Origin of the sequence: Hydrogenophaga sp. (assembly GCF_965657535.1) — a bacterium.
Taxonomy (GTDB): Bacteria; Pseudomonadota; Gammaproteobacteria; order Burkholderiales; family Burkholderiaceae_C; genus Hydrogenophaga.
Window position 1 is genome coordinate 92,972 of sequence record NZ_CBFHOP010000005.1, and the last position, 19,345, is coordinate 112,316.

The 19,345-nt window shown below is 64.6% G+C and carries 15 protein-coding genes; 5 read left to right on the forward strand and 10 right to left on the reverse strand.

The window, feature by feature from the left end; translation table 11 throughout:
• The first annotated feature begins 12 nt into the window (after positions 1 to 12).
• From ACTG4K_RS10160 to ACTG4K_RS10180, 5 genes are all read left to right on the forward strand, one after another.
• A complete protein-coding gene (locus tag ACTG4K_RS10160; protein ID WP_439114092.1) occupies positions 13 to 2,157 on the forward strand; it encodes a hypothetical protein in 2,145 nt (714 codons plus the stop codon).
• Positions 2,154 to 4,175, forward strand: a complete 2,022-nt coding sequence (locus tag ACTG4K_RS10165; RefSeq protein WP_439114093.1) for a hypothetical protein — start codon at positions 2,154 to 2,156, stop codon at positions 4,173 to 4,175. Before ACTG4K_RS10160 ends, ACTG4K_RS10165 begins: the two co-directional genes overlap by 4 nt.
• A 49-nt stretch (positions 4,176 to 4,224) precedes the next feature.
• On the forward strand, positions 4,225 to 5,061 hold the full coding sequence (locus ACTG4K_RS10170; protein ID WP_439114094.1) for an efflux RND transporter periplasmic adaptor subunit: 837 nt from the start codon (positions 4,225 to 4,227) through the stop codon (positions 5,059 to 5,061).
• Positions 5,058 to 6,923 (forward strand): efflux RND transporter periplasmic adaptor subunit, encoded by a 1,866-nt coding sequence (locus tag ACTG4K_RS10175; RefSeq protein WP_439114095.1) that lies wholly within the window; start codon positions 5,058 to 5,060, stop codon positions 6,921 to 6,923. Before ACTG4K_RS10170 ends, ACTG4K_RS10175 begins: the two co-directional genes overlap by 4 nt.
• Before the next feature lie 163 nt (positions 6,924 to 7,086).
• A complete protein-coding gene (locus ACTG4K_RS10180; protein ID WP_439114096.1) occupies positions 7,087 to 7,749 on the forward strand; it encodes an outer membrane protein in 663 nt (220 codons plus the stop codon).
• 217 nt (positions 7,750 to 7,966) lie between these two features.
• On the opposite strand, the gene ACTG4K_RS10185 is transcribed toward ACTG4K_RS10180, so the two are convergent.
• From ACTG4K_RS10185 to ACTG4K_RS10230, 10 genes are read right to left on the reverse strand one after another with little or no spacing between them, the layout of a single operon-like run.
• Complete coding sequence (locus tag ACTG4K_RS10185) at positions 7,967 to 9,574, reverse strand: POTRA domain-containing protein (protein WP_439114097.1); 1,608 nt, start codon at positions 9,572 to 9,574, stop codon at positions 7,967 to 7,969.
• Positions 9,575 to 9,577: 3 nt separating this feature from the next.
• Entirely contained in the window at positions 9,578 to 10,363 is a 786-nt protein-coding gene (locus ACTG4K_RS10190; RefSeq protein WP_439114098.1) for a type II secretion system protein, read from the reverse strand.
• The gene (locus ACTG4K_RS10195; RefSeq protein WP_439114099.1) at positions 10,363 to 11,793 is read right to left on the reverse strand and encodes a hypothetical protein; all 1,431 of its coding nucleotides are present in this window, start codon (positions 11,791 to 11,793) and stop codon (positions 10,363 to 10,365) included. Before ACTG4K_RS10195 ends, ACTG4K_RS10190 begins: the two co-directional genes overlap by 1 nt.
• Entirely contained in the window at positions 11,790 to 12,635 is an 846-nt protein-coding gene (locus ACTG4K_RS10200) for an ExeA family protein (protein ID WP_439114100.1), read from the reverse strand. Before ACTG4K_RS10200 ends, ACTG4K_RS10195 begins: the two co-directional genes overlap by 4 nt.
• A 2-nt stretch (positions 12,636 to 12,637) precedes the next feature.
• The gene (locus tag ACTG4K_RS10205) at positions 12,638 to 14,089 is read right to left on the reverse strand and encodes a secretin and TonB N-terminal domain-containing protein (protein WP_439114101.1); all 1,452 of its coding nucleotides are present in this window, start codon (positions 14,087 to 14,089) and stop codon (positions 12,638 to 12,640) included.
• Positions 14,090 to 14,103: 14 nt separating this feature from the next.
• Entirely contained in the window at positions 14,104 to 14,526 is a 423-nt protein-coding gene (locus ACTG4K_RS10210) for a hypothetical protein (protein WP_439114102.1), read from the reverse strand.
• A complete protein-coding gene (locus ACTG4K_RS10215) occupies positions 14,523 to 14,957 on the reverse strand; it encodes a hypothetical protein (RefSeq protein ID WP_439114103.1) in 435 nt (144 codons plus the stop codon). Before ACTG4K_RS10215 ends, ACTG4K_RS10210 begins: the two co-directional genes overlap by 4 nt.
• A 14-nt stretch (positions 14,958 to 14,971) precedes the next feature.
• The gene (locus tag ACTG4K_RS10220; protein WP_439114104.1) at positions 14,972 to 16,519 is read right to left on the reverse strand and encodes a type II secretion system protein; all 1,548 of its coding nucleotides are present in this window, start codon (positions 16,517 to 16,519) and stop codon (positions 14,972 to 14,974) included.
• Positions 16,516 to 17,727 (reverse strand): type II secretion system F family protein, encoded by a 1,212-nt coding sequence (locus ACTG4K_RS10225; protein ID WP_439114105.1) that lies wholly within the window; start codon positions 17,725 to 17,727, stop codon positions 16,516 to 16,518. Before ACTG4K_RS10225 ends, ACTG4K_RS10220 begins: the two co-directional genes overlap by 4 nt.
• Complete coding sequence (locus ACTG4K_RS10230; RefSeq protein WP_439114106.1) at positions 17,724 to 19,325, reverse strand: GspE/PulE family protein; 1,602 nt, start codon at positions 19,323 to 19,325, stop codon at positions 17,724 to 17,726. The genes ACTG4K_RS10225 and ACTG4K_RS10230 overlap by 4 nt, the downstream gene beginning before the upstream one ends.
• Positions 19,326 to 19,345: the final 20 nt, after the last annotated feature.

A 19,345-nucleotide genomic window follows, 5' to 3' on the forward strand; every position in this document is an offset into this window, starting at 1 on the left:
CCGGGGTCCACGGTGAGCACAACCTTCAGTGAAACCTGGCACCGGGTGTCTCAGGCCCGGTTGAGCCTGTTGCCCACGGTCGCGATCCACAAGCAACGTTTCCGGGGTGAAGACTGGTATGTGCTGCGCGATGCCTACACCCAGCGGTTTTTTCGCATCCGGCCCATGGCCTATCTCTTCGTCAGCCGGCTGAGCCACGAACGCACCGTGGACGAGGTCTGGCGCAGTTGCCTGGACGATTTTCCGCAGGAAGCGCCCGGGCAGGAAGACGCCATGCAGGTGCTGTCTCAGTTGCACCATTCGAACCTCTTGCACTACCGTTCCAAGGCCGACAGCCAGGCTATTTTTGAGCGCTACCGAACCCACCGCCAACGCGAAATCGGTGGGCAGTTGCTGGGCTTTTTGTACTTGCGGGTGCCGCTGTGGGACCCCAACGCGTGGCTCAACCGCCAGCGCGCTTGGGTCGAGCGGCTGGTGGCTTGGCCTGCCGCTGCGGTGCTGATCGGTGTGTTGCTCGCCGGCGGCTTGAGCGCCATCTTGAACAGCCACCGCCTGTGGGACCAGTCACAGGGTTTGTTCGCCATCGACAACCTGATCTGGCTGTACCTGTGTATGGCCGTGATGAAAATACTGCACGAGCTCGGTCACGCTTTCGTGGTCAAGAAGTTCGGTGGTGAGGTCCACACCATGGGTCTCATGTTCCTGGTGTTCATGCCGTTGCCGTATGTCGATGCCACCGCCAGTTGGGGGTTTCGCAGCCGTTACGCGCGCGCCCTGGTCGGTGCCGCCGGAATCATCGTCGAGCTGTTTTTGGCGGCGCTGGGCGCCATGGTCTGGGCCAGTACCGGGCCTGGGCTCGTCAACAGCCTGGCTTTCAACGTCATGGTGATCGGCTCGGTCTCCAGCCTGCTGTTCAACGGCAACCCGCTGCTGCGTTTCGATGCGTACTACGTGTTGTCGGACTTGCTCGACATTCCCAACCTGTACCAGAAGTCCAGCCAGCAGTGGTTTTACTTTGCCGACAAATACCTGCTCGGCACAGAAAAAGCCGAGTCGCCCGCACGCGACCGCCGCGAGTGGTGGCACATGACGCTCTACGGCCTGTTCAGCTTCTTTTATCGCATGCTGATCGTGGCCACCATTTTGCTGTTTGTGACCGATCAGTGGTTTGCCGTGGGCGTCGTCTTTGCGTTCACCACGTTGGTGATGTTGGTGGTCATGCCGGCCAAAAAGTGGATCGCGCACCTCACAGGTGGAGCGGTCTACCGCAACCGGCGCCGTGCGGTGGTGGCGTCGTTGGCGCTGGTGCTGCTGCCCAGCGCGGTGGTCTTGTGGTTGCCCCTGCCATACGCCATTCGGGTGCCCGGCATGGTCGAGGCCTTGCAATACACCCGCGTCACCGCCGCCAGCAGCGGCCGGCTGGAGTCGATTGTGGTGCCCTCTGGCACGCCCGTGCTGCCTGGCCAGCTGTTGCTGGTGCTGGCCAGCCCCGAGCTCGACTGGGAGCTGGAGATCGCCCAGCAGCAGTCGGTAGAAACCCAGATGCTGCTCAGCATGGCTTTGGGGCGCACCCTGAGCGACATCGTGCCGCTGCAGCAGCGACTGGCGTCATTGTCCGACCGCATGGCCGAACTGCGCGCCCGCAAAGACGCGCTCGCGGTGCGGGCCCGCCACCCCGGTGTGTGGTTTTCGCCGCAGCTCGGCGAAAAACTCGGCAACTGGTTGCCCCGCGGTGAGTTGTTGGGCGAAGTGGTTGACAACAGCCGCTTGCGTTTCACCGCTGTGGTGTCCCAAGAGCAGGCCAACCAACTGTTCCGCGACCGACCCGTGGCGGGTGCGTTGCGCCTGAATGGCCAGGCGGACCAGCCTGTGGATGTCCAGCCGCTGGTGTTGCTCCCCTACCAAAAGCAACAGCTCGCCTCTGCTGCCCTGGGGTGGAATGGCGGGGGGAGCATCCCGGTGAGGCCTGATGACCCGCAGGGCCTGTCCACCGTGGACACCTTTTACGAAGTGCAGGCGCCGATTCCGGCAGACCAGGCCCCTGTGGCCTGGCACGGTATGGCTGGCTGGATGCGCATTCCCCTGCAGTACCAATCGCTCGCGGAGCAACTCGGCAAGGCCTTCATGCAGTTGCTGCAGAAGCGGTACCAGCTGTGAGCGCCGTGGTGTCTGCGCCCACGGCCCCTTACCGCTGGCATCCGCCGCGTCAGCATCCTGCGGCCGCTGGCGCCCGCTGGGCCGACTGGATTCCCGTGGTGCAGGCCCTGAGCGGGAAGTCCCGCCAGGCCCTGGTTCGAGCGGTCGGGCAGGCTGAGCAGTTGGTTGACGAGCGTGCCCATTGGACGGTTGCCCAGCTGCAGCAGCGCCTGCTTGAAATCAAGGCCTTGATGCGCACCCGCAGCCCGCAGCAGCGCCGCGCCCTGCCCGCCGACAGGGACGCGCTGCGCGTGGAGGCGCTGGCCTGCGTCTCGCTGGCTGCGCGCCACAGCCTGGGCAAGCGCCCTTACCCGGTGCAAATGCTGGCAGCGCTCGCCATGCAGCAGGGTTTTGTGGTGCAGATGGCGGCCGGTGAAGGCAAGACCATCGCCGTGGCCCTTGCCGCCGTTCTGCTGGGCTGGTCGGGTTTGCCGTGCCATGTCATCACCTCCAACGACTACCTGGCCCAGCGCGATGTGCAGTTGATGGGGCCGCTGTACCAATGGTGCGCTGTAACGGCGGCGGCGGTGGTGCCTGACAGCTCTGCCCAGGCACTGCGCGCCAGCTACCAGGCCGATGTGGTCTACGCCACGGGCAAACAACTGCTGGCCGACTTTTTGAGGGACCAGATCGCGCTCGCAGGCGCCACCGATGCCTTGCGTCGGCGCCTGAGTGAAATGGGGCGCACACCCGGGCGCGAACACACCGTGATGCGCGGGCTGTACTGCGCCATCGTGGATGAAGCCGACAGCGTGCTGGTCGACGAGGCCACCACGCCGCTCATCATCTCGGCCCCCGAACCCAGCCCCATGATGGTGGAGGCGGTGTTGTGCGCCCGAGCCATTGCCAACGAGCTGGTGCTCGGCACCGACTACACCATCCATCCGGTTTTTCGGGATGTCGAGTTCACCCCGCTCGGCGAAAGCCGCTTGGAGCGTTTGACGCAGCCGTTGCCACCGGTGTGGCACGCCCCCGCGCGGCGCAAAGAACTGGTGGGTCAAGCGCTCACGGCCAACGCCATCTTTCACCGGGACCGCCACTACATCATCGACGAAGGCAAGGTCCTCATCGTGGACGAAAACACCGGCCGGGCGATGCCGGGTCGCACCTGGAGCTATGGACTGCACCAGGCCATTGAAGCCAAAGAGCAGCTGGACATCACGCCGCCCACGCGCACCATGGCCCGCATGACCTTTCAGGATTTCTTTCGGCGCTATCACCGCCTCTCAGGTGCCAGCGGCACCTTGCAGGGCATTCGCAACGAACTCTGGTGGACCTACGGCCTCATGACCTTTGTGGTGCCCACCCGCTTGCCCAGCCAGCTCGTCACCCCCCGTTTTCGCCACTTCGTCAGCAGCACCGAAAAACAGCAAGCCGTGCTGGACACCGTGGCCGAACTGCACCGCCAGGGCCACCCCGTGCTGGTGGGCACCCGGCGCATTTCTGACAGCGAGACGCTGGAGCAAGCCTTGGGCGCCATGGGCCTGCGCTGCGTCGTGCTCAATGCCAAACAACACGCCACCGAAGCGCTCGTCATTGAAAGCGCTGGCCAGCCGAGCCACATCACCGTGGCCACCAACATGGCCGGTCGCGGCACAGACATCCACATCAGCGCCGACGTGGCCGCCGCCGGCGGCCTGCATGTGCTGATGCTGGAGCCCCATGAATCGGCCCGCGTTGATTGGCAGCTCTTCGGCCGTGCCGGGCGCCAGGGCGCGCCTGGCTTTGCTCAAGGTTTCATCAGCCTTGAAGACGACCTGCTGGTGCGCCACACGCCCTGGTTTGCGCGTCCGCTCAGCGCGCTGGCCCGCTCCAGCCCCCGTGGGCGGGCGCTGGGTATGCCGGTGCTGCATGCACTCGCGCAATTTGCCGCCCAATGGCGCGCCTGGCGCCAGCGCAAGCAACTGCAGCAGCGCGAACTGCAGCTGCGCAAACAGCTTTCCTTCACCGACGACTATTCACCCGCCCAGCGCGGCTGAAACCGGTTGCCGCGTCTTTTTTTCACGTTTACAGCCTGTGAGTGCCCCTATGACAACCTCCCACACCACCGCCCGCCTCAAGCGCCATGGCCTCGCCTTGCTCGTTGCGCTGAGCCCGGCCCTGGCCTCTGCCCAAACCTTTGTCGGCGTGATCTATCCCACCCGCGACCTCACCTTGAGCGTGTCCGTGAGCGGTGTCGTCAGCCGCGTGCCCGTCAAAATTGGCCAGCGCGTGCGCGCCGGCCAGCCCCTGCTGGAGCTGGAATCCGATTTGCAGAGCATTGAACTGCGTCGGCGCCGCACGATTTTGGAAGACCTCTCCGAGCAAGCCAGCATCACAGAGCGCCACCGCATTCTGGAGCGGCTGTTCCAGGACGCCAGCAAGCTCTACGAACAAACCGGCTCCATCAGCCGCGAAGAACTCATGAAGCTCCAGATGGAGCTGGTCAGCGTGGCCGGTCGTCGCGACCAATTGCAGCTGGAGAAAAAGCGCGAGCAGCACGAAGTGGACCTGGCCCAGCAAGAGAAGCAGATGCGCGTGCTGGTGGCCCCGGTCTCCGGCGTCGTGACCTCGATCCAGGTGGACACCGGCGAATGGGCCACCCCCGGCCAACCCATCGTGCGGCTGGTCGACGAATCCAGCGTGGAGTTGCGCACCAACCTGAGCCAGGCCGCAGCCCGCTTGCTCAACCGCGGTGACACCATCGAAGTGGTGCTGGACGACCCCGCCCAAAGCCAACCGCTGCAGGGTCGGGTGGCTTTCCTGTCGCCGGTGGCTGACGCAGCCAGCGGCTTGGTGGAGGTGCGCATCACCCTGGCCAATGCCGAGCGCCGTATTCGTCCCGGTGTCAAAGGCCGCATCCAGCTCAACGCGGCGGCCTCATGAGTGGCTTGCCTGACATAACGGCGCCGGTCCGCTACGAGGCCACCGAGCTGCTCGAATTGCTCCGGGTGCTCCGGCTTTCCCCGCGCGACACCGCCTTCTGGCCGCGCCTGTGTGTGGCCATCAACGCTTTGGGCCGGGGCCGCTCGGCCATGCTGCTGAGCCGCCAAGGCGAGCGCTGGCAACCCTTGGCCCTGTGCGCGCCGCCCGACGGCATGCTAGAGATGCAAGTCGCCCAGCTGTTGCCCCAGCTCATCGGGCGTGCAGCCCGACACGGCCACGCCACCCTGGCGCAGGGTGACGATGCCATCGTCGCCTGCGTGCGCCTGCTGGGCGACGAGGGGGAGCTCTACGCCCTGGTTGAAATTCCCGCGCGCGAGCGGGCGTCCCTCAACGAATTGCTGCTGCGCCTGCAACTGATTGCCGATTTGCCCCTGAGCCGCCAGGAACCCACAGACGCCGGCACGGCAGGTACTGCCGCTCCCGGTACGGCCGGTGCGGTCGATGCGCACCTGCTTGAGCTGCTGGATCTGGCCGCCCGCGTCATGCAGGAGCAGGCGTTTGGCCCCGCTGCGCTGGCGCTGGTCAACGGGCTGGTGCCCCTGACCGGTTGCGACCAAGTCGTGCTGGGCTGGAAAGAGGTCAGCTATGTGCGGGCGAAGGCGATCAGCCACCTGGACCGCTTCGAGCGCAAGGCAGAAAACGTCCAGCTGATAGAAGCCGCCCTGGAAGAAGCCTTGGACCAGCAAACCGACATCGTCTACCCAGCGCCGCCGGCATACGGCGGCGTGGTACTGGCCCACGAGCGGCTGGGCCGTGCCATCAACCACACCCATATGCGCAGCCTGGTGCTGCACCGCGCGGACGAATCACCCGAGGCCGTGGTCTTGCTGGCCGCGCAGACCGACCGGTTTGCCCCCGAACTCATGCACCAGGTGTCGGTGGCCATGCACCTCATGCTGCCCTGGCTCGCCGACCTGCACCAGCGCGACCGGTGGTTCGGTGCGCGCTGGTGGCAACGGGTGCACCACCAGGCAGGCCAATGGTTCGGGCCCGACAAGCCGGTGCGCACCCTGGGCATTGGCCTGGCTTCCTTGCTGCTGCTATTTGTGTTGGTGGGCACCTGGCCCCACCGCATCGAAGCCAACGCCGAACTCGTGACCGACAGCACACAGCTCGTCAGCGCGCCGTTTGACGGTTTCGTGCAAGAGGTTGGGGTGTCACTGGGCGACGAAGTGCAGGCCAACGCATTGCTCGGGCGCCTGGACGTGCGCGATTTGCTGCTGCAAGAATCGGAAATTGGTGCCGACTTGCGCCGTTACATTGCCGAGGCCGATCGGGCCCGCGCCCAGGGCGAACTGGCCGAAGTCGAAATCGCCCAGGCCCGCGTGGCACAGGCCCAGGCCCGGCTCGACAAGGTACTTTTTTACCTGCAGCAAGCGCAAATCAAGGCGCCCTTTGCGGCTGTGGTCGTCGAGGGCGACCGCCGCGACCTGGCTGGCATGCCCGTGCGCCAGGGCGACCGTCTGTTCCGGTTGGCCCGCGTGGAAGGACTCTATGCGGCACTGCACATGCCCGAGCGCGACGTGCGCCACCTTCAGCCCAACGCGGTAGGCGAGCTGCGCCTGCTCAGCGAGCCCAACCGCAGCATCGGCTTCAGGGTGCAAAGCACCGTGCCGGTGGCGCAAGTCAAAGGCCAGCAAGGCAACCATTTCTGGGTGCGCGTGCAGCTGACCGATCCGCCCGAAGACTGGTGGCGCCCCGGCATGAGCGGCATGGCTCAGGTCGATGCCGGGCGCAAAAACATCGCCTGGCTGCTCACACATCGGCTGGTCGACCTCGTTCGCATGAAGCTCTGGATCTGATCACGCCGCAGGGCAGGGCGGCACACCGGCACCACGTCAGCCCCAGCCAGGATGGGTGCTTGGCAGTTCGTATCATTTTGTTGGAAATTGTTAGTTTTGTGAAAACGAAAACCATATAAACGGGATTCACCATTTGTTTTGTTTTCTTATTCAAGGAGTTTTCATGAAACTTAAACACCTCGCCGTCCCCGCGTTGATCGCCCTGTCTTCCTCCGCCTTCGCCGGCGGCTTCGACGGCCCATCGCTCCAGGCCGGTATCAGCCTCAGCGTTGCCCAAACGTCCCTGAAGGACTACAGCCCCGACGGCAAAGTGTCTGACAACGCAGCGGTGGGCAACCTCTCGTTGAACTACTCCAAGTCTTTCGGCAAGTTCAACCTGGGCGGTGGTGTGTTCTCGATGCTGGGTACCCAAAATTCCGGTTCGCTTCAAAGTTTTGCGGAAGACGATCCAGTTAACCAAGTCGGCGGTACGGGCGGTCTTTGGTCCGATCGCTTTGATCTGAAGAACGTGTGGGGCATCTCGGTCGAGCCAGGCCTGAACCTGAACGAGTCGACCCTGGTTTACGCCAAGTTCAGCTACGTTCGCGCCAAAGGAACCAACGTGTACAACTACCCACAAGATGCGGATCAACTGGGTTCAGCCAGCCGCAACCACAGCGGCATGGGCGTTGGCGCTGGTGTCAAGTTCAAGCTGTCGGACAACCTGTACGGCATGGTTGAAGTGGAGCAAGTCAACTTCAACACCAAGTCGTACTACACCGACGCCACAGAGACCTACAAGCCACGTTTGGTCAAAGGCACCATCGGTATTGGTTACCGCTTCTGATCGGCAAGCCCGCTGGCTGGCACTGGTGCAATCTGGCTGAACCCGGGCGTTTGCGCCCAGGGTGCTTCAGTCACAGGCTGGCCCAGGCAGGGTATTCGACGGGGACTTCGGTCCCCGTTTTTGTGCGTGCTCGCCGGGTCTGGCCAACCAACACAGGCCCGCGGCTACCAGCTGTCCGCCTATCTGGTCGGTTGCCAGCGATCCCGGTCCAGTGCGCTCACCAGCTGCCGACCAGACGCAGCAGCCAGCGGTTGGGGCGTTCCTGCGCTGTCTTGACCTGCCGGCTCGCCATGAGGTCCAAGCCCAGCTGCGGCGTGATACGGGCTTGCAGACCCACTCCCACCGAGCCTAAACGTGTGCGACCGCTGGCCTCGTGGGTTTGCCCGCTGTCGGCGAAAAGATAGGTTTCGGTGGCCGGTGCATCTGCCTCGCCGTAACGGTAGCGCAGCTCCAGCTGCACCGCATGACCGGTGTCACCGGTACTGGCGCCGGCATCAAACCCCCTGACGGTATCGGCCCCTCCCAGTGAGAGCTGCTCGTTGGCGTTGCTCTGGCCCGTGGAGGCCACCCGAGCGAGACCACCGATACGCACTTGCCAGCGACCGCGCTCGTCCAGAGCGGTCTGAGCTTGTGCACCGATATCCAGGTAACGGTAGTGTTTGTCCGCGTTTTTGCTCGTGGACAGGGTGGTTTTGAGTGCGGCCCTGGTGGGTCTGGTCTCATAGTTGAGGGTCGTGGTCAGGGCGAACCTGTCGATTCGGCTATCGGTCAGATCAACCCCCGCCAGTGCGATGCTGCTCTCTGTGCGCCCCAGCTGGGCGGCACTGAGCAGGGTCCAGGCGTTGTTCAGTATCCAGGTGCGTCCCACCTCTAGGGCGGCTGCCGAGGCTGCACCTTCGAGCACCAGATCCGTCCCCCCGTCGATGGCTGCTTGCTTCGTGCGGGTGCGCGAGATGGAGCCATTGATGCCGGCACGCCAGCCCTGCACGTCCACCGGCCATGACAGGCCTGCCATCAGGGTTTTGCCTTGCTCGGTGGCGATCAGCGCGGTGTCAAGTTTGCCGCCATTGGGGCTCACCGGTGCCTTTCGCCACCCCAGTGCCACCAGTCCGGGTGCTGCGGATTGGGTGTGGGCTGTTTCCAGCAGCGCCCAAAACTGGGCGGGAGGGCTGGGGACAATGTCGATGGCCAGATCGCTGACCCCAAAGCGGTCACCGGGAACAAAGTCAGCCTGGGCCAAAAGGTCGCTCGTTGCATTAAACCGCGCAAGACGCGCCTCCAGCGCCTCATTGGTGACCACCTCGCCAGTCGGAAGATCAAACCAGCGTTGCACCCAGGGCGCATCGCTGCCACCGGGCGTGCGGACCTTGACCCGACCCAGCCGGCCTTCAACCAACAGCACCCGCAGCAAGCCGCTTTGCAGGTTTTGGGGAGGCAGTACAGGGACCGCCGTGAGCACGCCTTTCGTTCGGTACAGGTTGGAAATGTCATCCAGCAAGGCCTGCAGGTCTGCTGTGCCCAAAGCGCGCCCCAGGTACCGCAGTCCGAGGGTGCGCAGCTCGTCTTGCGACAACAAGCTGGTCTGGGAAAACTGGATTTCTGCCAGCGTCACCAGCGCGCTCGTGGCGGGCGCGACGGCCTGAGGCGCGGTCGGTGCCGGCTGCCGTGGCGCGGGCCTGGCGGGGGGGATTTGTTCCAGGCGGCGCAGCTGGTCCTGCCAAATGATCGCCGGGGCTTCCACGTCGAAGTCCTGGGTCTGGGCCTGGGCGTTGGGTGTCAACAAAAAGAATCCGGCGTACAGCCAGTGGGGGGTCTTCAAGATCATGGTTCAAAGGCTGTGGGGAGGTACTCGGTCAAAAAACAGCACCACGTCGATCTGCTTGTCTTCGCTTTCGCCAACAGCGGTCCACAGGGGCTCAAAGCTTTGCATGTCGTCGCTGCGGCGAACCCGGTTCGCGTTCGCCGCACTGCCGTCGAAGCCGTCTATCGCCACGGCCAGTTTCCTGGCCGTGGCGATAGACACACCGGTCATGACGATGGCGTTGAAACGGTCTTCCAGTTCGTCCGGATTGGTCGAGGTGGTTGCGAAATGCCCCAGGTAGGTCATGCCGCCGAGCTTGTGGGCTGCGGTGATGCGGTTGGGTTGACCAGCGGGCGTTTGACCACCGCGCTTGAGCTCGTTGTAGGCCACGTTGGGGTTGGTGTAAGGGGCCAGGGTTGACGCAGGGCACACCACACCCAGGGCATACGCAGCATCCGAGGTGGCTGCGGCCACCAGGGTCACGGGCACGGCGTAGTCCAGGGCGTTGGCGGTGTCGGTGCCGGTTAAGGTGTGGTCGAGCAAACCATCCTGGTCGCAATCACCAGGCCAGCGACCATACTGGGTTCGGTAACTCTCCAGGGCCGCCTCCATCACGCGCACATGGTTGACAAACTGGCTCTGGCGGTACTGTTCGATCAGCCCTTGCGACTTGAGGGTCAGGCCCATCAACATGGCTATCAGGAGCAGTCCCAACGCCATTTCGATCAGCGAAAAACCGCCTTGTCTGCGAAGGCGTATTGGTAGGGCGGGCCGGTGGATGGCCGTCAATGGGCGGGTGCGCAGTGCAGGCATCAGTTGACCTTGGTGGTTCGGCTTTGCACCCATTGGCGCTGCGCTTGAAGATCGGTGCGTTGGCCGCTGAGATCCAAAAAGCGCCAGTAAGCCAGTTGCGCCTCTTCGATGCGCCCCAAGGCCTGGAGCGAATGGCCCTGATTCAGCCAAAGCTCCGGTAGGGCCGGGTGTTTTTCCAGTGCAAATGACAGGGTTTCAATGGCGCTCGCGTGATCGCCGAGCTCTTGTTGGGCCACCGACAAGTAAAGCGGCACGCGGGCATGTATGGGGTTGCCTTGCTGGGCTGTGCTCAGCGCCACCAGAGCCTCGTCCCAGCGGCCCAGACTCGACAGCGCGACACCGGCAAGGTAGCGGGTTCGCCAGTTCGTGCCGATGACCCGCTCCAGCTTCTGCACCCCGTCCAAGACCATTTCGTGCTGCCCGGAGCCCAGTTGTTGCTCCAACAAGTTGAAGTCGACATCAATCGCCCGCACTGCTGGTGTGCTGGCGCGGGCGTCGGTGCCACTAACCGCTGCCGAACGCCGCAATTCTGGCGCCTCCACAAGGGGCGGGGGCACCTGACTGGCTGCCGGCAAGCTGGCTGCGGCGATCGGCGCAGGGAGCGGCGCAGGGAGCGGCGCCGACACCGTTGGCGCCCCTGTGCCGAGGGGCGCGCGCTTGGCTGGCGCAGCCCATTGCGCGGGCGGCATGGCCTCGCGGTTCATCGCTGCCGTTTGCGCCAACTCACCGCGCGCGGGCGTGAGCTGGGCCGTCCAATGGGCTACGCTGTTCCATTGCACGGCAGCGCCGTGTACCGCCTTCAGCTCCGTGTGGGCCGGTTCCAGGTCGGCGGCTGCGGGCAAGGCCAGCACCATCCAGCGCCCGGCTCCCCCCGGGCCATCCCTGAGCACGACGATGGGCAGTCGATCGGCCCAGCGCGTGTACAACGCATCGGCTTGTTCCAGCGAATGCGGCTCACCCAAACGCAGCGCCAGCATCGTGGGCGCCTGGCTGCGCAAACCGACCAGCCACAGCGCTGCGGCTTCATTTTTCAGGCCACTCACCCAGGCTTGCCCTGCTTCGGCCAGCCAAAAAGGTCGGCTGGTTCGCGTGTCCAGCAGCCCGCTCGCTGTGCCTTCGCCGCCGGCCACAAAAGGAAGCTGCGCGAACGGCCCCGCGGTGACCGGCTGCGCCAGGGGCGGTGGAGCTGCGTCGGCGCGCACCCCTGCCGGCACTGTGAGCGGGCGGCTCAAGGGCGACCAACCGCGAGCGAATGACCAGGACACCAGGGCGGTTAGCGCCACCGCCAGCAACACCACCACCCAGGACAGCCCAGCCCGCTCCTGGCGATCGAGCGGTGCTGGGCCGATCGGGGTCGACAGCCCCGTGAAAGGCTCCGTGGTTCCTCGTTGGCCGTCGATTTGGCGCAAGGCTTTTTCGATTGCACTCACTTCCATACCCTTGAAAATTCACCGCAGGCTTCCCACACCATGGGCCATGTCACGCGGCGCGTTTCGGGTTGCGCGGATGAAAGCAGCACGGCCCGCTCGCAGGCCAAGTTGATGCGACGGGGGACGCCCCGGGTGCGCCAATGCAACAGCCAAAGTGCGGCGGGCGTGAACGCAAAGCTGCCGTCTTGGTGGGTGCGATGGATTCGATGACGCACATAGGCGCCACACTCCGCGCGGTTCATCGGCTGCAAGCGCAGCCACACACCGATACGTTCGCGCAGGGGACGCATGGCGCGCATGGACAGGGTGCGCTCCAGCTCGGGTTGCCCAACCAGAACCAGACTGATCAATTTCACCTGCTCGGTTTCCAAGTTGGACAACAAGCGCAAGGTCTCCAGGGCTTCGGCGCTCAAACGGTGTGCTTCATCGACGATGATCACGAAACGCTCGCCTTGGGCCGCGCCTTGCAATACGCGCTGCACCAAGGCATGGTGCAGCCGCGAAGCTTGTTCCAATGCCGGCTGTTCCCCGGCGTTGAATTCTGCTTGGATATCGCGCAACAGAGCGAGCGGGTCCAGCAGCGGGTTGAGCAGGTAAGCGACCTTCACGTTAGCCGGCAGCGCGCGCAGCAAACACCGTATGACAAAGGTCTTGCCCAAGCCGATTTCAGCGCTGAGCACCGCCATGACGCCGTTCATGCAGGCGTAGTACAACTGTTGGTAGGCGCTCACATACTGCGGTCCGGGGAATGCCAACGAGGTGTCAGGCGTGATGGCAAACGGCAGGCTCTTGAAGCCCAGGGCGGCGTAACAGCTGCCCAGCGCGTTGTCTTGAACGTCCACGCTCACTGGCCCGGCTGGATGGTGGGCGCCAGGAAAATCACCAGCTCCTTGCGCTTACCCGCCTGGTAGGTGCTTTTGAAGGCGTTGCCCAGCAAAGGTATGTCACCCAGACCCGGAACTCTGCGGTTGGTGTCGCTCGACTCCTCTTGAATCAGGCCGCCGAGCAAAACCAGTTCACCGCTGCGCACGCGCACCAAGGTGCTGGCCTCGCTGACGTCCAGAATGGGCGCGGTGCTCTCGCCAGAGGGAGAGGCAGCGGTTCCGACCAGGCGCGTCACAGTGGGTGCAATGTTCAGCATGGCCCAGCCGTCGGCCGAAATCTGCGGCGTCACGGTCAGGCTGACACCGAGGTTGACACTGCGGGGTTGTTCGTTCACGGTGTCCAGCACGCCACCTCCACTTTGTATGGTGCGGTTGGTGGTTCGGACGAAGAAGGTCTCGTCGGTCCCGACCTTGACGCGTGCGGTGTGGTTGTTGAGGATGCGAATGCGTGGCTGGGAGACCATGCGCACATCGCCTTGCTCGCGCAGCGCCTCGATCAAGGCCAGGTATTTGTCGCCATTGAAGCGCACCGTCAGCGTGCTCGGTGCCGGCGATACCGCCTGGGGTGCAGTGATGCGCGTGTTGAACGATACCGAGCCGGCAAGCGGGTCGCTGCGCAGCCGGCTCCAATCCAGTCCCAAGGCAAACTGGTCCCGCAGCGTGACCTCGACGATGCGCACCTCGATGTCGATCTGTCGGTACATGCCGCTGCGCATCAGTTCAATGAAGCGCGCAAGTTCGTCAACTTTGGCGGGCAGGTCGGTCACCATGATGGCCCCGCTCAGCCGGTTTACGGTCAGTTTTCCTTTCGGCGATAGCAAAGACTTCATCTGGCTTTCCAGCTCTTGCCAGAAAGCACCCGACTCGTTGCCCGTGCCGGTCGACGAACGGATGTAATCCACTTCAAAGGTGCGTGTGACCGCCGAATGCACCCGGATGATGCCGCGATCGTCTTCCCATGAATAACCCATGCTTGAGAGCAAGATGTCGAACGCTTGTGACAACGGCACATCCTGGAAATTCACGGTGACCGTGCCGGTCACATCGGGGTCGGCCAGGATGTTGAGACCATGGGCTTTGGCGAGCAGGCCTAGAGCGTCTCGCAGCGGCAGGTCCTTGGCTTTGAAAGAGTACAGGGCTGGTTGCCCGGTGCCTTTGTCGAGGCTACCGTCGAACTTGGGCAAGCGTTGGTCTGCGGGCAGCACGCGTGCGGGCGGTGCCATCGCGGCCTGGGCCTGTTTGAGTTGCTCGTTGACCGGACCGTAGGCGGTGGGGGGGATCGCTTCCGAACCGGGCAAAGGCTTGGTCAGGGGGGCACAAGCTGTCAGCAATGCGCACGCTGCGGCCACAGAAAGGACGCTAACCCGCAGGGTCGGCGCTGGCGTCGAGCGGGTGAGGTGTGGGGTTTTCATGTTCGGTTCGATCTTCATTGGTCGGTCAAGGGCACCCAGCGCTGTTTGCCAACGGTGTGCTGCACAAACAGCACCCTATCGGTTTCGATATCGGCAATGCGGAAGTCACCCACGCTTTCGCCGATCCCCATGGGCATCCCATTGACCTGGGCCAAGCGCTGTACACCGAGCACCAGGATGGCGTTGACCGTAGGTGGCTTTTGTGTGTCGGCCTGGCGCAGGACCTCGCTCGGCAGCAAGGGCAGCAAAGCGTCCAGGCTCACCGCTACCGGTCCATCGCTGGCCGGCGGTGGGATCGCAACGCCCAGTGCAGGGGGCGGGTCCAGCTTCAAGACCGTGGGTATGGTCAATGGATCAGGGGCGGGCATCCAAGCCGACGCGGCCCACCCACCCAGCCCCAGCAACGGGATCAGCAGAAAAGGCAAAAATGGTTTCACGGACGGTCCAGTACCAAAATGTTGTCGCCTTTGATGTGAACCCGCAGAGAGCCAGCCCCTTCGCGTGTGGCGCGCTGGGCCTCCAGCGTCAGGGAACGCAGAAAAAATTGACCTTTACCCACCTGGTTGGCCCGCAAAATTTCGTTCAGCCGATCCGCTTCGTGTCCGGCAATGGTGGCACTGGTGTCAATGGACTCGTGCCGCAGGGCCTGACCGGGGCGCCAGCCGATACGCTCAATCAGCGCGACGTAGGTGTCGGCCCGCGCCTGGCTTTGCGCCAGCTGGGTTTGGGTCTGACCCAGCTGGGCGCGTTGCACCTGCGCTTGTTGACGGGCGCTGTGTCCGGTCGCCGCCACAAAAATGCCGACACCCAGCAGTGCCGATGAAAGCACCAGCCAGGTCACGGTCTTGGCATGGAAAGACAAAGTCATGGGTGGGTTCATGTTCAGGGCAATTGGGTCACGGTGCAGGTGGGCAGGCTGGCGCCCGCGCGCTCGAGCTCACCCGCCACCGACACAGTGTGGGCGCCGGTGCACGACACGGTCACGGTCTTGCCGCCCTCGGCAGCCGCCAAGGCGTCCAGGTTGCGCCAACGGTTGATTCCATCGTCGGCAGCGGGCAGGTCGCCCGATGGATCGACCAGCACCCCGCCCCGGTACCAGGCTGGCGCACTGGTGTAACCCACGGTGCCGGCCGGGCTGATGAAGGACACCCGCAGGTAGCGGTCGCTGGCCGTGGTCGCCACACCGGTGCTGAAGGCGTCCAGGCAGATGCCATCGGTGGTGCTGCCACTGTTCACATCGCCCGAGTTGACAATTTCTTCAGGCGAGACCGCCTGGTTCACCAACTGCCAGCGCAGGGTCAGGCGCTCGGCGCTGCCCGACGGCGGTGCGGAGCTGACGTAGTTGGCAAAACGCACAAACAGCTGGTTGGCCTTGCAGGCCTCGGCGGGCGCCTTGCACAGCCCCGCTTGGCGCAAGCTGTCGGCAAACTCACCCAGCGACACCGCCGCCACCAAGCCGCCGTAGTCGTTTTCATCCGAAGTGGGGTCGTCCACCGTCGGGGTGAGTGGGTTTTCGTAAATTCGAAAGCCGCGCTCGGCCGCAAAGGCCGGGTAGGTGAGATCTCCGCGGTCCGCCAGAGCGGTGTCAAGGCCCGTGAGCCCGACTTGCCTATAAACCGTGTTTTGCCGGTCCAGCCGGCGCAGTCCCGCAGGTTGGCGGCGCAGCACGGTGAAGGCCACTGCGGAGGAGTTGTTGAACGCGTCGTCCAAAGCGGTGGTAGCGCCAGAGAACCCAGCATAGCCCAGCGCACCGTCCCAGTAAAACTGGCTTTCATAGCCGGTGGCCCAGATGCGTGGCAGCGTCACATTGATGTGGTCGCGCCGGTAAAGCCCTGGATCCAAAACCCCCGTGTGCACCCGAATGCTTTGGTCCAGGGCCTGCAGGCTGTTCAGGTTGCGGCAGAGCTGACTCGGATTGCCGCCACTGCTGAGATTGGGGTTGAGGTCAGGGTCAAACTGTTGCACGATGCCCTCGAACGACCAAACGTCCGAGATGCTGGCCACCAACGGGTAAAAGCCGCTGCCGGCGTCGGACCGCAGAGCCGGTTGCACGTCGTACCAGTAAACGGTTTTCAGTGGCGAGACTGTGGCCACCCCCAGCAAATGCCCGGGTAAGCCGCCTGGCCAGCCAGGGGCCAATGTGGCCAGCGTACTGGTCAGCTCGGTGTGGCTGCTGGCCAGTCCGTTGCCCACTGCGCTCTCTTTGAAGCGCACGGGTGCGGGCAAGCCGCTTCCAACCACTGCCTGGCGCAGCAGCGCTTCGCGGGCCTGCTGCATGCGCAGGCTGTCCTGGCGGGCGCTGTCAAGCTGGCCTTGCATGGTCCACAACGGCACCATCAGAGCCACAAGCCCGCCGATCACCACCAAGGCGATCGCGAGCTCCATCAGCAAAAAGCCGCCCAAGCGGTGGGATCGGGTGGGATGCGTCATGGGTTCAAGCCCGCCGAGGCGCGTGCAGCCAGGTCGTACACCGGACCGAGCAAGGTGATGCCGATCAGCAGCAACAAGCCGGCCAGGATCAATAGAATCAGCGGCTCGAACAGGCGCGATCCGGTCTCGATCTGCTGCTTGAGTCGGCTGGCGTAATGTTCGCTCAGGCGCAGGCCTTGCTGGTCCAGCGTGCCCGTGGTTTCGCCCAGCCGGACCAGGCTCAGCGCAAAGCGCTCGAACACGCCGCTGCGTGCCAGCCCTTCAGACAGCGATTGCCCACGCCCTGTACCCAGCGCAATGCGCCGCAGGCGCCTCCCGAAATGCTGGTTTACCGGCTGCTCTACCAGCACCGTGAGGGTGCGGCTCAGCGTCAGACCCGCAGCGTGCATAGCCCCCAGGTTGCTGAAAAACGCGTGGTACACCCTGCTGCGTTCCAGGCCCTTGAGCCCGGGTGCCCACCAGTGAAGCGCATGCCACACCGGACGCAAGCTGGGCTGACGCGCCAGCGCCATCAGCACCAGAACCAGCGCTGCCAGCAGCAGCGGCAACCACCCACCGTGGTTTTTCAGCCAGTCTGTGACGGCCAGCACCCTCAGTGTGGCCGCAGGCAGCTCGACGTTGAGCGACTCAAACAGCACCGACATCTTGGGAATCACCACCACCAGCCAGAACCCGGTGCTGATGAGCAGCACCATGAGCACGATCAGCGGGTAGATCAGCGAGCGCTGGATCGCCGCGCGCAGCTGGCGCATTTGCTCGTACTGTGCCGCAGCATTGTTCAAGATGTCGCCCAGGCGCCCGGTTTCCTCGCCCACCACCACCAGGTTCATCACCATGGGCGGAAAAGCGCGGGTGCTCTCCAGTGCCTGTGCCAGTGTGTTGCCGCGCTCCACTGCGCGTTTGAGGCGTCCGCTGAGCATGCGCAGGCGTGCGGTAGAGGCGTTGCTGGCAGCTTCGGTGAGGGCCAGCCGCAAATCTGCTCCGGCGCGCAGGTGCTGCCCCATCAGGTAACAAAATTCCGTCACGGCTGCAGGCCGGAGCCGGCGAAAAAACAGGGCGGTGGACCAGTTCGGCAGCGCCCAGACGCGGTAGGCCTGCAGGCCCTGGGTCGCCAGGGTGTCCATCAGCTCGGCCAGGTCAGCGTGTTCGCCCGAACCGCGCACGCTGGCGCCCTCAGGGGTCATGGCCTGGTACCAGTAGACCTTCATGCCGGGCCCTCGCCAAACACGCGTTCAAGCTCGGCCTCGTCGGTGACGCCGGCGTCCACCAGGCGGCTGGCCCAGCGGCGCATGGGCTGAAAACCCCTCGCCAGCAGGCTGCGCCGAATGGCCGCTTCGCCCGCCTGCTCATCAATCAGACTGCGCAGCTGATCGTCCACCACCAGCACCTCACCCACGGCCAGGCGCGAGCGGTAGCCGGTGCCGTTGCAGCGCTCGCACCCCACCGCTTTGTAGCGGCCACCGCCGATAGGCGCACGGCAGTGGCTGCACAGCCGGCGCACCAGGCGTTGTGCGATCACGCCACGCAAGGTGGACGACATCAGGTAGGCCGGTACGTTCAGGTCCCGCAGGCGCCCGATGGCGCCCACCGCGTCGTTGGTGTGCAGCGAGGCCGGCACCAGGTGACCGGTCTGCGCCGCCCGCACCGCCATGGTGGCGGTTTCGCTGTCGCGAATCTCGCCCACCAGCATCACGTCTGGGTCCTGGCGCAAAAAGCCCTTTACCGCGCTGGCGAAGGTCATGCCCGCGCGTTCATTGAGCCGCACCTGGCGCACCAGCGGTACGTGGTATTCGACCGGGTCTTCCACCGTCATGATGTTGCGCTCCAACGCATTGATCATGCGCAGGCCCGCGTAGAGGGTGGTTGTTTTGCCGCTGCCCGTGGGGCCGGTGGCCAACACCATGCCATCCGGCGCACGCATCAGGCGCTCGATCAGTGCCACCTGCTCGGGCCAGAAACCACACTGCTCCAGCGGCAACACGTCGCCCCGCAGCGACAAAATACGCACCACCATGTTCTCGCCGTGGGTGGTGGGCATGGAAGATACCCGCAGATCAAACTGCTGGCCCGCCAGCGGCAAGGCGTAGCTGCCATCTTGCGGACGGCGCGATTCGGCAATGTCCATGCCCGCTTCCACCTTGATGGCCGAGGCCACGCGCCCGTGCAGCGCTGCCGGCAGCACATGCTGCAGCTGCAGCACACCGTCGATGCGGTAGGACACCATCAGGGCAAAACCGCTGGGTGTGAAGTGCACATCGCTGGCACCGCGCTCCACCCCATCAGCCAGGGCCAGCTTCACCAGCCGGCCACCGTCCAGGTCACCGCCCACGCGCGCCAGCTCCCGTTCGAGCTCGGCGGCACTGGGGTGGGTGGCAAAGTGGTAGGCCATTTCAATGGCGGCCGCCAGCGGTGCGCGGGGTGCCACCACCCACTGCACCTCACCCGGCACATGGCGGCGCAGGCGCTGGCGCGCTTCAGCGTCATCCGGATCGGCGGTCGCGATTTGCAGCACACCCTCGCTCAAGCCCATGGGCAACAAACCATGCTGGCGGGCAAAGGCAAATGGCACCCGCGCCAGCGCTGCGGGCTCTACCTGGGCGGCATCGGGCCACCAGACATGGAGGGCATGCAAACTCCCCAGCGCGCGCGCTATGTCGGCGTCGCTGGCCAGACGCAGCAACCGCAGCACATGGGCGGCAGGCTGCCCCAGCGAATGGGCCACACGCCGCGCATAGTTGGCCTGTTGCAGGCTCAGGCGGCCCATGCTGCCGAGCTGGGTCAGCAGCGCCTCGTCTGCCGGGGTCATGGGGCGGGTACCGGTGGCGT

Bases quoted from the DNA above. Each gene is read 5' to 3' on its own strand.
- ACTG4K_RS10205 (WP_439114101.1), bottom strand. From the start codon at position 14,089: ATGAAAACCCCACACCTCACCCGCTCGACGCCAGCGCCGACCCTGCGG.
- ACTG4K_RS10180 (WP_439114096.1), top strand. From the start codon at position 7,087: ATGAAACTTAAACACCTCGCCGTCCCCGCGTTGATCGCCCTGTCTTCC.
- ACTG4K_RS10170 (WP_439114094.1), top strand. From the start codon at position 4,225: ATGACAACCTCCCACACCACCGCCCGCCTCAAGCGCCATGGCCTCGCC.
- ACTG4K_RS10215 (WP_439114103.1), bottom strand. From the start codon at position 14,957: ATGACTTTGTCTTTCCATGCCAAGACCGTGACCTGGCTGGTGCTTTCA.
- ACTG4K_RS10175 (WP_439114095.1), top strand. From the start codon at position 5,058: ATGAGTGGCTTGCCTGACATAACGGCGCCGGTCCGCTACGAGGCCACC.
- ACTG4K_RS10190 (WP_439114098.1), bottom strand. From the start codon at position 10,363: ATGCCTGCACTGCGCACCCGCCCATTGACGGCCATCCACCGGCCCGCC.
- ACTG4K_RS10220 (WP_439114104.1), bottom strand. From the start codon at position 16,519: ATGACGCATCCCACCCGATCCCACCGCTTGGGCGGCTTTTTGCTGATG.
- ACTG4K_RS10185 (WP_439114097.1), bottom strand. From the start codon at position 9,574: ATGATCTTGAAGACCCCCCACTGGCTGTACGCCGGATTCTTTTTGTTG.
- ACTG4K_RS10225 (WP_439114105.1), bottom strand. From the start codon at position 17,727: ATGAAGGTCTACTGGTACCAGGCCATGACCCCTGAGGGCGCCAGCGTG.
- ACTG4K_RS10230 (WP_439114106.1), bottom strand. From the start codon at position 19,325: ATGACCCCGGCAGACGAGGCGCTGCTGACCCAGCTCGGCAGCATGGGC.